General features: G+C 65.3%; 14 protein-coding genes. 6 read left to right on the forward strand and 8 right to left on the reverse strand.

What is annotated here, in order from left to right; all coding sequences use genetic code 11:
• Positions 1 to 33: 33 nt before the first annotated feature.
• The 6 genes from ccmI to I6F31_RS25340 all read right to left on the reverse strand — a co-directional run bounded on the left by ccmI (position 34) and on the right by I6F31_RS25340 (position 5,760).
• Positions 34 to 1,140 (reverse strand): c-type cytochrome biogenesis protein CcmI, encoded by a 1,107-nt coding sequence (gene ccmI, locus I6F31_RS25315; protein ID WP_036005789.1) that lies wholly within the window; start codon positions 1,138 to 1,140, stop codon positions 34 to 36.
• A gap of 131 nt (positions 1,141 to 1,271) precedes the next feature.
• Positions 1,272 to 1,541, reverse strand: a complete 270-nt coding sequence (locus tag I6F31_RS25320) for a hypothetical protein (protein WP_036035217.1) — start codon at positions 1,539 to 1,541, stop codon at positions 1,272 to 1,274.
• A 99-nt stretch (positions 1,542 to 1,640) separates the two neighbouring features.
• Complete coding sequence (locus I6F31_RS25325; RefSeq protein ID WP_036005795.1) at positions 1,641 to 3,041, reverse strand: hypothetical protein; 1,401 nt, start codon at positions 3,039 to 3,041, stop codon at positions 1,641 to 1,643.
• A 161-nt stretch (positions 3,042 to 3,202) separates the two neighbouring features.
• On the reverse strand, positions 3,203 to 4,579 hold the full coding sequence (locus tag I6F31_RS25330; RefSeq protein WP_225155611.1) for a sensor histidine kinase: 1,377 nt from the start codon (positions 4,577 to 4,579) through the stop codon (positions 3,203 to 3,205).
• A 109-nt stretch (positions 4,580 to 4,688) separates the two neighbouring features.
• Entirely contained in the window at positions 4,689 to 5,363 is a 675-nt protein-coding gene (locus I6F31_RS25335; RefSeq protein WP_036005801.1) for a response regulator transcription factor, read from the reverse strand.
• A gap of 241 nt (positions 5,364 to 5,604) precedes the next feature.
• Positions 5,605 to 5,760: a hypothetical protein gene (locus tag I6F31_RS25340; protein WP_167361642.1), complete on the reverse strand. Its 156-nt coding sequence runs from the start codon at positions 5,758 to 5,760 to the stop codon at positions 5,605 to 5,607.
• 217 nt (positions 5,761 to 5,977) lie between these two features.
• On the opposite strand from I6F31_RS25340, the gene I6F31_RS25345 reads away from it, so the two are divergent.
• From I6F31_RS25345 to I6F31_RS25370, 6 genes are all read left to right on the forward strand, one after another.
• Complete coding sequence (locus I6F31_RS25345; RefSeq protein ID WP_036005804.1) at positions 5,978 to 6,979, forward strand: Ku protein; 1,002 nt, start codon at positions 5,978 to 5,980, stop codon at positions 6,977 to 6,979.
• 59 nt (positions 6,980 to 7,038) lie between these two features.
• Complete coding sequence (locus I6F31_RS25350; protein WP_225155609.1) at positions 7,039 to 7,275, forward strand: hypothetical protein; 237 nt, start codon at positions 7,039 to 7,041, stop codon at positions 7,273 to 7,275.
• 259 nt (positions 7,276 to 7,534) lie between these two features.
• Positions 7,535 to 7,699, forward strand: coding sequence for a Flp family type IVb pilin (locus tag I6F31_RS25355; RefSeq protein ID WP_036005811.1), 165 nt, complete (start codon positions 7,535 to 7,537; stop codon positions 7,697 to 7,699).
• 121 nt (positions 7,700 to 7,820) lie between these two features.
• Complete coding sequence (locus I6F31_RS25360) at positions 7,821 to 9,347, forward strand: thymidine phosphorylase family protein (protein WP_225155608.1); 1,527 nt, start codon at positions 7,821 to 7,823, stop codon at positions 9,345 to 9,347.
• 3 nt (positions 9,348 to 9,350) lie between these two features.
• Complete coding sequence (locus I6F31_RS25365; protein ID WP_225186295.1) at positions 9,351 to 10,946, forward strand: MBL fold metallo-hydrolase; 1,596 nt, start codon at positions 9,351 to 9,353, stop codon at positions 10,944 to 10,946.
• Positions 10,947 to 11,094: 148 nt separating this feature from the next.
• Complete coding sequence (locus I6F31_RS25370) at positions 11,095 to 11,499, forward strand: hypothetical protein (RefSeq protein ID WP_225145989.1); 405 nt, start codon at positions 11,095 to 11,097, stop codon at positions 11,497 to 11,499.
• 280 nt (positions 11,500 to 11,779) lie between these two features.
• Here I6F31_RS25370 and I6F31_RS25375 read toward each other — a convergent pair whose 3' ends face one another.
• Complete coding sequence (locus I6F31_RS25375) at positions 11,780 to 12,469, reverse strand: type 1 glutamine amidotransferase domain-containing protein (protein WP_225186296.1); 690 nt, start codon at positions 12,467 to 12,469, stop codon at positions 11,780 to 11,782.
• Positions 12,470 to 12,551: 82 nt separating this feature from the next.
• The gene (locus tag I6F31_RS25380; protein WP_225145990.1) at positions 12,552 to 13,157 is read right to left on the reverse strand and encodes a hypothetical protein; all 606 of its coding nucleotides are present in this window, start codon (positions 13,155 to 13,157) and stop codon (positions 12,552 to 12,554) included.
• Positions 13,158 to 13,162: the final 5 nt, after the last annotated feature.

A 13,162-nucleotide genomic window follows, 5' to 3' on the forward strand; every position in this document is an offset into this window, starting at 1 on the left:
TATCCGTTCTCCGCATCTCTCGTCCCGAAATCATCATCCGCCGATCCCGAGAGTCTTCAGGCCTTCGTTGAGCTGGCGCAGCCGCTCGGCGTTGCTGGCAACCGCCTGCCGGGCATCGGCCGAAGCGCCCATTGCCTTGTCCCGCTCGCCCATCACCAGATAGGCGCGCACCAGGCGCAGCCAGCCCTCGACATCGTCGCCGTTCTGTTTCAGCCGCGTCGCGAGACGATCGACCATGCCGCGCACCATGGCGTTGCGATCGGTTTCGGCCATGTCCTTGGAGGCAGCAATCGTCTCGTCGGACAGCGCCGGCAGCGTGCCGCCGCCACCGACCCGCGCCAGCGAGGACTGCACCAGGGCACGCCACGGCGCATCCGCAGGCGCTTTCGCAAGCAGCGCGCGCCAGATATTGGCCGCGTCGTCCTTGCGGCCGTCCTGCTCGGCGGCAAGGCCCAGAAAGTAATTCGCCTTGGGATCGTCGGCGTTCAAGGCGTGTGCGCGCTCGAATTCGGCCTTGGCCTCGGCGGTCACCACGCCGCCGGCGGCAGCCGAGATCGCTTCGCCGAGATCGGACCTGCGCTCCGCGCTTTCGCCATTGTAGGTGAGCGAGTTGCGATAGGCGCGCACCGCGTCGTCGAAGCGGCCGAGCCGCTCCAGAACCGGCGCGAGCACGTTCCAGCCGCGCCCGTCCGTCGGATTCTTCTCAAGATGCTGCTCGACCTGCACGACGAGGTTCTCGAGCGACTGCGCCATGCCACCCCCGCGCTCCCGCTGCGCAAGGGGAAAGTCCTGCAGCCGGGGCGAGCCGAGTGGCATGTAGACGCCGGCCGCGATGAGCGGCAGTCCGGCAAGCGCCAGCACGGCCGCCGCACGGCGCCATTTGAGGTTCGACTTCGGCGCCGTTGCCGGCTCGCTGGCCGCCGCCGCGAGCAGCCTGCGGCTGACCTCGACGCGCGCAGCCTCCGCCTCCGGCGCCAAGATCAACCCTGCGGCGAGATCACGCTCAATTTCGGCCAGCTGGTCCTTGTAGACCGCGACCTCGCTGCCCTGATCCTGCGCGCGGCTGGTGCGGCCAAGCGGCAAGAGCACGGCGAAAATCGCCGCGACCGTCATCAGCGCGAACACGAACCATAGCGTCATCTGGCAAGCTTCCGGCGGCGCCCGAACCGCGCCTGTAGGTGCCTTTACACCACGGCCGGACGATGCGGCAATTGACAATTGTCAAGGCGGCGCAACCGCATGTAGTGCCGAAAAGGTGAAAATCCAACGGCTTAGCCGATCTCGAAGTCGACACTTTGCGCGGCCTGCTCGCCGTGCCCGTTGAAGGCCTTCAGGAAGTATGTTCCCGGCTTGATTGCATCCGGCAATCTGATGCGCAGCGCTCCGACCGGAACCCGAGATGCAACCCTGGTGGCGGTCTCAGGCAGCTGCCGATCGCTGGCCTTCTCGACCAGCACCACCTTGGCTCCAACCATCAGCCGTTGATACTTGGCAACGATGACGCGGTTCTCAATTTCAATCGAGCTGATGACCGGTTTCATGCGCCTACAGATGGAAATTTCCAGACTTGCACCCGCGAAAGTACGGTGCGCCATCAGTGTCGTCAACTTCAAATTGTGATCAGGAAAAATGCGCGCCGATCAGCCTGCGCGCGACGATTTGCGCTCGCCCGTGAGTGCATTTTCGGCGGCCCGGCTCATCAATGAGGCGTAATCGTCGCCGAACAGCACCTGGCAGAAGCGGATCGCGGCCTGCACCTGCTGCTGCCGATAGGTGCGGACCTTGTGATCGGCGGCACGCAGCGACTGCACCAGCTGCTCGGTCGACCGTTCCACATATTGCTGGAGATCGGAGAAGGTACGCAGCGTCACCTCGTTGATCGCAAGCTCGCTCGCATAGTTGCGGCACGTCGCGACGAAGTCGATCAGTGCCACCGTTTCCTCGACTTCGGTGCTGTCGATCCGCGCGCCCGGCGGAATGTCCTTTTCGGGGCGCTGGCGCAGGATGCGGCGGACGCGGCCGGGAACGCTGTCGATCTCGGACTGCAGCGCATTGGAGATGTCGGCCCGGATCGACGTCAGTTGCTTGCCCCAGGTCGAATCGTTGCGCAGGTCGAGCTCGGTGCGCAGTCCGCGCACGCCGTCGTGCAGCGTCTTGAGGTTGCCGGCAACATTGTCGAAATGGCCGCGCTTGATGTCCATGCGCAGGACCGCGGCGACGCAGGACAAATCGTGCAGGGCCATCGTGACGGCCATACCGTAGGGCGTCGCCGCGACGCGGATCTCGTCATCGGACGCCGCTATCTTGACCGCAAGGCGGATGATCTGCCAGGGCGCGGTCATCCGCTGCACGACGATCGACAAGGCGAAAGGCAGCATCTGCGGCGTCTGAAGTGCCGGAATGTTGAGCGCCGACGTCACCGAGGCGATCTGGGAATCCCCGAAGGCCCGCAAGGTGCGCGGTAATTTCTCGTTCAATGTCGCAATGGCGTCCCGGACCTGGAGCACCGCACCGATCGAATAGAGATCCTCGATCACGTTGGGCGGTCCGACCCGGGCCAGCGCTCGCGACTTGTCGCCGCCGCCCGGCCCCGTCAGCTCGAAGATGGCGTCCGCGGCCACCGCCTGAAGCTTCTGCGCCAGGGCTTCGACCTGCCCAGCACTGTCCGCCGGCATGCGCGCCAGCGCCGCCTCGAATTCGTTCACCTTGTCCGGTGCGCCGTCACGGCCAAGCCACTGCCAGATCGGCTGCAGCGAGGAGCGGCGAATCTGGCCGGCCCTGACAGGAGTGCCCGCTTCGATGAGGAACGGTTCCAACACCTGGAATAGGAGCCGCGACAGATCGTCCGTGCGCGGCGGCAAAGCCTCGTCGGCCTCGCTCTTGCGGACGATCTTGCGCAGCTGCTCGAGCACGAGGGTGGCCACCGCCGTGTCCTGGCCGCGCTCCAGCGCACGCTCGAACTCCCGCATCAGCAGTGCCTGCGACTGCGGCGGGAGCTGCGCGAGATATTCCCTCAGCCGCTCGATCGATGTCTGGCTCATGCGCCCGGGTAATGCACGGTAAAATGGCGGACATGGGATGGGTTCGGCGCGATCATAGGGGGTCCCCACTTAAGAAGCCGTTTAGGAAGCTGCCTCGAATGCCTCCCATGCTTCGCTCGAGGAGCCTCAGCTGCGCCGGAAATTGTCGTCGAAACAAGGGATTATAGCCCGGGAAGAACCAGCTCGGCGCGCAGACCCCCAGTCGGGGCGCTGCCGAGCGAAAGGCTGCCACCATAGAGGGCCGCGAGGTCGGTCACGATCGACAGCCCCAGTCCCGACCCGGGCTTGGACTCGTCGAGGCGCTTGCCGCGCCGGGCGACCTGGGCGCGCTCGGCTTCCGACAGGCCACGGCCGTCGTCGTCGACGATGACCCGCAAACGCGGGCCGGCGCCGGCCCGCTGTGGCGGCTCGACGAGGACATCAATGAGGACGCGCGAGGCCGCCCATTTGCAGGCATTGTCGACGAGATTGCCGACCATCTCCTCGAGATCCTGCCGCTCGCCCCGGAACTTGGCGGATGGATCGGCCTTGGCCTCGACCACGATGCCGCGGTCGCGATGGATCTTCTCCATGGTCCGCCGCAGTCCCTCGATGGCAGGCGCCACCTCCGTCACGGTCGCGACCACCGAGACCCGTGCCGCGATGCGGGCGCGCTCCAGATGATGGGCGACCTGATCACGCATCACATCCGCCTGCTCCATCACCTTCTCCGCGAACGGATCGGCGGCATGCGCGCTGGCTTCGTTGACGATGACCGAAAGCGGCGTCTTGATCGCATGAGCGAGATTGCCGACATGGGTGCGCGCCCGCTCGACGATCTCGCGATTGGCGTCGATCAGCGCGTTGGTCTCGCGCGCCAGCGGCGCGATCTCGACCGGGAATTCACCCTCGAGCCGTTCCGCCCGCCCGGAGCGGATGTCGGCGATCGCGTCCGAGATGCGCTTGAGCGGTGCAAGGCCGAAACGGACCTGGAACACGGTCGTCAGCAGCAGCACGATGCCGAGCGCCGTGAAGGTGCCGCCGAGATAGTAGTCGAAGCTGCGTGTCTCGTCGAAAATCTCGGTATCGTCCCCGGCGACGCTGACCAGAAATTTGCCGTCGGCACCGAGATCGACCGGCCGTTCCACCATGCGCAGATTCTGCCCTTCCGGCCCGTCGACATAGGCGAGGCGGATGCCGGCGGCGGTGAGCTCGGCACCCTGCTCTTCGAGCTTCGGTAGCTTCTTGTCCCAAAGCGAGCGCGAGGAGCGCACTTCCGGCTTTTCGGTGTCGGTCCGCGTGATCTGCCAGTACCAGCCGGACAGCGGCAGGTCGAACAGGGGCTCGCCAAGCGACTGGAACTGGCGGTCCGGCGGCTCGTCGGGCGTTGCGACCTCGGCGATGAGGGTGCGCAGATAGAGATTGAGCCGGCGGTCGAAGGCGCGCTCGGTGGCGTTCTTGTAGACCGACGACAGCACCACGCCTGTGATGGCCAGGATCACCACGAGCCAGGCGGTCGCCGACAGGAACAGTCGGTTCGCAAGCGAGCTAGCGGCCATCGGAATGATCCCGGGCGGCGCAGGATGGCAGGTGGTCGGACGTCATGACCGGACCAAGGGCCCTGTTCGGCCTCCCGTCAAGCCAAGATACTTCAAAGGCCGGAACGCCTCAGGCGCCCGGGGCCGGCGGCGGGGTCAGGAGATAGCCCAGGCCGCGGACGGTCTGGATGATGTCGACGTCGAGCTTCTTGCGGATGCGGCCGACGAAGACCTCGATGGTGTTGGAGTCGCGGTCGAAATCCTGGTCGTAGAGATGCTCGACCAGCTCGGTGCGCGAGACCACCCGCCCGGAATGGTGCATCAAGTAGGCCAGAAGCCGATATTCGTGCGAGGTCATCTTGATGGGATTGCCCGACACGCTGACCCGGCCGGTTCGGGTGTCGAGCGTAACCGGGCCGCAGGTCAATTCGCTCTGGGCATGGCCGGTGGAGCGGCGCAGCAGGGCGCGGATGCGCGCCAGCACCTCCTCGAGGTGGAACGGCTTTGCGACGTAGTCGTCGGCGCCGGCATCGAAGCCCTGCACCTTGTCGCTCCAGCGGTCGCGTGCAGTGAGGATCAGGACCGGCATGGTGCGGCCGTTGCGGCGCCAGGCTTCCAGCACCGAGATGCCGTCCTTCTTCGGCAGGCCGATATCGAGCACCACGGCGTCATACGGCTCGTTGTCGCCGAGATAGTGCCCCTCCTCCCCGTCGAAAGCCCGATCGACGACATAGCCGGCGTCGGTCAGCGCCTTGGTGAGCTGGCGATTGAGATCGGGGTCGTCCTCAACAACGAGCAGGCGCACGCTTCTCTCCAAGGATAGGCTGCAAGAACAGGCGACATGAACACCGCCACAGATGAGCAATTCCGGCGTGAACTGAATATGAACGCAGGGAACCGGGCTACGTTACTTTTTGGTCATATACGACCCGGCGCGCGCAAATGCGACTGCGCCCACCATGCCGCCGGAGGAGCCGGTGGCATGGTGGGCGCAACGTGCCGCATCGCGCGGCGAGCCGGAAGGTGCCGGCGTGCTGATCCGGCCGTCAGGTCCGGAAGAACACGAACCAGACGACGGCGAGGATCAGGATCGCAAGCCCGGTCGAGATGGCGAGCAGCGCCGCCACCGATGGTCCGGGCTCGCCCTGGCGTGCCTCGGTCGGAGTTTCGACGATCCGGTTCTGCTCTCGCCTGGTTGCCATGGTGACCTCGATCTGTGGCTGTCGCGTCGGATGGCCGCGACCTCCTCGGCGATGAATTGCCGGGGCAACGCGTCATCTCGGGCGATGTTCCGGTCCAGCAAACACGGCGCAGGCGGCGATTAACGCCGTTGCAAGATTCCGCGCCGGCGGTTGCTATGATTCGCAACTGGGCGATGGTATCCTCAAAGCTTGTCCGCTGTTGCGTCTGGAGTAGCCCATGGCCCCCCGCGCCAATTGGAAGGGTTTTCTGCGTCTGTCGCTCGTGACCTGCCCGGTCGCGCTCTATCCGGCCACTTCGGATACGGAGAAGGTTTCGTTCAACCAGATCAACCGCAAGACCGGCCACCGCATCAAGTATCTCAAGGTCGATGCCGAGACCGGCGACGAGGTGACGTCCGAGGACATCGTCAAGGGCTACAAGGTCGACACCGACACTTATATCGAGGTCACCAAGGACGAGCTGGACGACATCGCGCTCGATTCCACCCACACGATCGAGATCGACGAGTTCGTGCCCAAGGCCGACATCGACAACCGCTATCTGATCCGCCCCTACTACCTCGTGCCGGACGGCAAGGTCGGCCACGACGCCTATGCGGTGATCCGCGAGACCATCCGCAGCATGGACAAGGTCGCGATCGGCCGCGTGGTGCTGACCAACCGCGAGCACATCATCGCGCTGGAGCCGCTCGAGAACGGGCTGATGGGCACGCTGCTGCGCTACCCCTACGAGGTCCGCAGCGAGAAGGAATATTTCGACGACATCCAGGACGTGAAGCTGACGAGGGACATGCTCGACCTCGCCAAGCACATCGTCGAGAAGAAGTCCGGCGCGTTCGAGCCCGAGCTGTTCGAGGATCATTACGAGACCGCTCTGATCGATCTCATCAACAAGAAGCGCAGCGGCATGCCGATCACCGCCAAGGCCGCACCGAAGACCGGCGGCAACGTCATCAGCTTGATGGACGCGCTGAAGAAGAGCATCGCGAACGAGAAGGACGCGGCCCCCGCGGCGAAGGTCGCCAGGGACACGGACAAGGAGACCGCCAAGGACACCAAGGCCAAGAAGCCGAAGAAGCGCGTCGAGGGCCAGCGCGAGATGCTGCTGCCGATATCAGGCAAGGGCGGCAAGGACGCTGCGGCGAAGGCTGCGACCACGCCGAAGAAGGCCGCCGACAAGCCGGTGCGCGCGCCGGCGCGGGCAAAGAAGGCCGGCTGACAGCACCACGCCCCGCGATCACGCCGTGATGTCTCTCCTCGCCGATCGGCCGGCCTGACATGCCCTGGTCGACGACGTTCGACGATCCCGTCCGCGTGAGCAACAAGCGCAAGCTGCTCACGCTTCAAGAAGCCGCCGACTACATCATGGAGCTGCCCGAGGACGCCCAGCACGAGGCGCATTGGCAGACCGCGATCGAGACCTTGATCAATGCGGCCGAGACCGGCGGCGGCTGGGTGATGTTCGCCCGCATCGCGATGTTGCGGGCGCTGAATACGGACGGCCGGCGCGGATGAGCGCGATCGAGACATCCTTGCCTATTCGTTGACGAACAGGCTCAACAATCGGTTAAGCGGTCAAGCCAATGGGGGCAATGCACCGGGCTGTCGGTTTGACTTCATTTGAACGGATCGACGGAACCCTAATTTAATGAATGCCGTCGTACGAGGTAAGGTGCGATCGCCGTGTTTTGGCGCGCTCGAAGATTTATTCGATCGATTTGCAAGTCCGATAACGACGCGACCATCCATCGGATCGGATGAACAGGAGTTGGCAATGCGTCTGCTTAGGTCCTTCCTTGCCGATGAGAATGGCGCAACCGCAATCGAGTACGGCCTGATCGCCGCAGGGATCGCTCTGGCAATCGTGACCATCGTCAACAGCACGGGCGCTGCGCTGCTCAACAACAAGTTCAACTCGGTCAGCACGGCGATGAAGTAACCGCCGGCCAACGGCCTGCGCAGCGGCTGCCCGCCGGAGCGGCGGGCCATGATCTGGGTCAACAGCATCGGGACGGCGACGTCTAAGCATGGAGGTCCGACTCCCTGCTGCCGGCCCGTCCATGCATCCAGACCTTCCGCATTCCCAACTGAAGATCCGCCGCGTCCGCCTCGACACCGGCCGTGAGAACGTCGTCGTCGTCTCGAGGCGCTCCAAGGCGCTGCGCGCGGAGATCTTCCGCGGTTTCAGCCGCGTCGAGCTTCGTCAGGGCGGCAAGGTTCTGCTGGCGACCCTGCTGATCACGGACGACGATACGCTCGCGGCTCCCGACGAGATCGGCCTCTCCGAGCCTGCGTTCCGGCGCTTCGCCGAAGCGGTCGGATCGGAGGTCACGGTCAGGCCCGCCTCGCCTCCGGAGAGCCTGGAAGCGGTGCGTGCGAAGATCCGCGGACGAACTCTGAGCCAGGCCGAGATCGGCGCGATCATCAGCGACCTTGCCCATTATCGCTACTCCGACATGGAGATCGCCGCCTTCCTGATAGGGTCGGCGAGCTTCATCACCAGCGACGAGCTGCTCGCCCTCACGGGGGCCATGGCGCAGGCCGGCACGCAATTGGTCTGGCCGACCCCTGTCGTCGTCGACAAGCATTGCATCGGCGGCATCCCCGGCAACCGCACCTCGATGGTGGTGGTGCCGATCGTCGCCGCGCATGGCCTGCCGATCCCGAAGACCTCCTCGCGCGCGATCACCTCGCCGGCCGGCACCGCCGACACGATGGAGGTGCTGGCGCGGGTGAATATCTCCGTCGAGGAGATGAAGGCGATCGTCTCCTCCTGCAACGGCTGCCTGATCTGGGGCGGGCACGTGAACCTGTCGCCGGCCGACGACGTCCTGATCTCGGTCGAGCGCCCGCTGAGCCTGGATACTCGCGAGCAGATGGTCGCGTCCATCATGTCCAAGAAGATCGCGGCAGGCTCGACCCATCTGCTGATCGACATTCCGGTCGGGCCGACCGCGAAGGTCACCGGCGGCGTCGAGGCCATGCGGCTGCGAAAGCTGTTCGAATTCGTCGGCGACCGCTTCGGCCGGACGGTCGAGGTGATCACGACCGACGGCAGCCAGCCGATCGGCAACGGCATCGGGCCGGTGCTGGAGGCCAACGACGTCATGGCGGTGCTCGGCAACGACAAGGATGCGCCGCGCGATTTGCGCGAGAAGTCGCTCCGGCTCGCCGCCCATCTCTTGGAATACGATCCCAAGCTGCGCGGCGGGGCCGGCTATGCCCGGGCGCGCGAACTGCTGGATAGCGGCGCGGCACTGAAGCAAATGCAGAAGATCATCGACGCACAGGGCCCCTCGACATGCAGCAACGAGCTCGGACCGCTCAGCTTCGACGTCGAGGCGAGGCATGATGGCATCGTGTCCGCGATCGACTGCCTGCGTCTGAACCGCCTCGCCCGCACCGCCGGCGCGCCGCTCGACAAGGGCGCAGGCATCCGCCTGTTCAAGAAGATCGGCGACCGCGTCGAGCAGGGCGAGCCACTCTATCGCGTCTACACGTTCGGCCGGTCGGAGCACGATTTGGCGGCCAGCGCGACTGCGGCCGACAACGGCTATGCGATCAACGGCAAGTCCCTCGGAGAATGACAGATGAGCATCACCGTTCGATTTTGCGGTGCCACCCGCACCGTGACCGGCTCGAGCTATCTGTTCCAGACCGCAAGCGGCTGTTTCCTGGTCGATTGCGGATTGTTCCAGGGCCAGAAGACGCTGAAGGAGCTCAACTACCGCGCCTTTCCGTTTCGCCCCGCCGACATCGATGCGGTGCTGCTCACGCACGCTCACATCGACCATAGCGGTCTGTTGCCGAAGCTCGTGCGCGCGGGCTTCGAGGGGCCGATCCTGGCGACGCGCGGCACGATCGACCTCTGCTCCTACATGCTGCCCGATGCCGGCAACATCCAGGAATCGGAGGTCAAGCAGCTCAACCGGCGCAACGCCTCGCGCGGGCGCAAGGAGGTCGAGCCGATCTACACGCAGGCCGACGCGATCGCATCGCTGCGATCGTTCCGCGCCGTCGACTACGAACGATGGACCGACGTGATCCCCGGCGTCCGCGCACGCTACTGGAACGCCGGCCATTTGCTCGGCTCCGCCTCGATCGAGCTGGAAATCGCCGAGCAAGGCGCGCCGCGGCCGCTGCGCGTGCTCGTCTCCGGCGACGTCGGGCCGGAGGCCAAGCTGCTCCAGCCCGATCCCGAAGCGCCGAGCGATTTCGACTACGTCATCTCGGAATCGACCTATGGCGACCGCGTGCGCGAGGCCACGACACCTGCGCTTCGCCGCAAGCACCTCGCGGCCGAGGTGCGCGATGCCGCGGCGGCCGGCGGCGCGCTGCTGCTGCCCGCCTTCGCGGTCGAGCGCACCCAGGAGCTGATCGTCGATCTCGTCGACCTGATGGAGCACCGCGAGATTCCGACGGCGCCGATTTTCCTCGATTCACCGCTCGCGATCCGCGCGACCGAAGTGTTCCGCCGCCATTCCGAGAGCCTCGATCCGTCGGTCGACGCCACGCGCCTGCTCAACTCGCCGCATCTGAAGTTCACCGAGACCGCGGACGAGAGCAAGGCGATCATGCGTCTGTCCGGATTTCACATCATCATCGCCGCGAGCGGCATGTGCGATGCGGGCCGGATCCGCCATCATCTGAAGCGCTGGCTGTGGAACGAGCGCGCGACCGTGCTTCTGGCCGGCTTCCAGGCCAACGGCACGCTCGGCCGCTTCCTTCAGAACGGGGCCAAGGCCGTCCGCATCCAGGGCGACGAGATCAAGGTCGCCGCCCGCATCCGCATGATCGACGAATATTCGGGTCATGCCGACGGAGCCGGCATGGCCAGCTGGATCGCGGCGCGTCGTCCCATCGCGCGCGGGCTGTTCCTGGTCCACGGCGAGGAAGCGGCGGTTGCGGGCCTGGCCGAGCGCGTTGCCGAGCGCATCATTCCCGCGGCCAGGATCTACCAGCCGATGCTGGACGACACTTTCGAGCTCGCGGCACCCGAACCGCGCGTGCTCGACGCCGATCGTCGCCGGCGACTGTCGCCGGAGGCCGTGACGCGTCTCGACTGGCACAACGAGATGTCCGAGCTGATGCTCGACATCAACGATCGCGTCGCAGCCGCCGCCGACGACCGCGCCCGCGGCGTCATCATCCGAAGGCTGCGGCGGGCGCTGCAGGAAACGGCGTAGCGCTGGCGGAAACAATAATCCGGATTGCGCCTCGCTTCATCCAGGCTACGGCGCTTTGACGGCCCTCTGGGTGCTGATATTCTCCGGCGGAACGGGCTCGACGAGCCATGCCGTCAATCGATCAACCAGCGCTGCCGAGAGAATGCGGATGAGACGCGTGATGCTCCTGACGATCGGCCTCATGTCTGTCGTCGCCTGGCCGCACGACAGCGCCAGAGGCCAAACTTCGGCCGCGCCGCCGGTTTCGCTTGCTCGGCCCGATGCAGCGCCGCCACGCCCGGGTGCCACCAAGCCCGCCCGGGTAACGACGAACGGAACTCCAGCAGCGACGTCCAGCAGAGAGCCTTCCGTGATTGGCCGGCCTCAACCGAATCCAGCCGCCGATTACGATGGCTTCAGCGTCGGCACCGTCGATGACGTCGACACGCCGAGCCGCGTGACGCCGGCCGTGCGTTCACGCGCAGCAAGGGACGCCAGGTCCAATCCGGATGGTCTCGATCAAGAAGATGAGGCGTTGAAGCGAAAGCTGATGATCTGCCAGAGCTGCAAATAGCAGAGCAATCGGATATGACTTGTGGCGGCGGCCTGCGCGCACGCCTCGTCCTTCGAGACGGCGCTGACGCGCCTCCTCAGGATGAGGCTAGTCAGCATCAGTGCTCGTTGAAATGGCTGCCGCGCACTCCGCCCTCATCCTGAGGAGCCCGCCCATAGCGGGCGTCTCGAAGGATGGCCGCCGGGGAAACTCCCAAATGCGATAGCCCTGCTGCAAAGAGGGATGTAAGCACAGCTTCAGATGCCGCGCCCATCCCGCTCGAATTCGTCCTTGCGAATCTTCAGGTTTTCGCGCCGCTGCTCCTATCCTTGAGGGCGGCCAGCAACTCTTTTCCGAGCGCTCCGGCAGAGGCGGGGTTCTGGCCCGTGATGAGCCGGCCATCGACGACGACGTGAGGTTGCCAATTGGCCGCGGACGAGTACTCGGCACCCTCTGCCCTCAACGCATCCTCGAGCTCGTAAGGTACGTCATCGCGCGCATAGTCGTACTCTTCCTTCTCCGAAAAGGATGTCAGCTTCTTGCCGCGCACGAACGGGACGCCATCGCCGAGGTCGACGCCAAGCAGCGCGCACGGCCCGTGACAGACAGCGGCGACGAGCTTGCCGGTGCTCCAGGCTCGCACAACGGCACTTTGGACCGCCGCATTGCGCTGGATGTCCACCATGGGACCAAGACCGCCGGGTATCAGGATGGCGTCGTAGTCGGCGGCATCCACCTCGGATAATTTACGGCTGTGATTCAGGCGGCGAAAGGCTTTGCTGGCGAGGAAATCCTTCTGAGCAGGATCTTTCTCGTCATATGCATCGTAAGGCGTCCACCCCCCGGCCGGCGACGCGAACTCCACCGCGACGCCAGCCTTGTCGAGCACCTCGAAAGGGTGAGCGACCTCGGCGAAGAAGAAGCCGGTCTTGCGACTATGCGGACCGATCACGGCTGCATTGGTAACGATGAAGAGGACATGTTGGGTCATGGTTTTCTCCGTTCGATAGCGCTGTACGTTCAAGCGGCCAGAACACCACGACTGGCCGAAAATATTCTCGTTGAGAGAGTGATCAGTTCGGACACGGCTGTCCGGCCGCGCCCCACATCGCCATGTCCTTGACGTGATCCTCGAAGGTGCCGGGCGGCGTTGAGCGGCCGGCTCCGGGCGCCCAGCCGCGCGGGATGAAGCCGCTCAGCGAGGCATCGTGCCGCAAATGCCCGACGAGACCAGCGGCGTCGCGACCGCCGTTGCGCTTGGGATCTTTCATCTGGGCACAGATCTCGGCGCCGCTCTTGCCGAACCAGATGAAAGCCACCGGGGCGAGCTGCCAGTCGATGCCGGCGCGCGGCGGCGACGGCGACGGCTCGTTCGCCTGGGTGGAGGTCATGTGGCAGGTCGAGCACGGGATCGCTTCCGCGCCGATGCGGCTCTCGCCGCCGTGAATGTTCATGCCATGCGGGCGTGGCTTGGTTTCGCCGGCCGGCGTCCAGATCGGGATGGCCTTGGCATCGACATGGCAGTTGGCACAACGTGGATGTGTTACGACGGCCTCGATCCGCTTCCACGCCTCCAGCCCCTCGGCGCGACTGACGCTGCCGGGCGGCAGCACGTCCTTGGCGGCCTCATCCTTGGCCGCGACGATCCCGGTAAGGGCCGCGACGGCTGAGGCTGCCAAGACTA

Source organism: Bradyrhizobium sp. NBAIM01 (genome assembly GCF_020194115.1).
Classification (GTDB): domain Bacteria; phylum Pseudomonadota; class Alphaproteobacteria; order Rhizobiales; family Xanthobacteraceae; genus Bradyrhizobium; species Bradyrhizobium yuanmingense.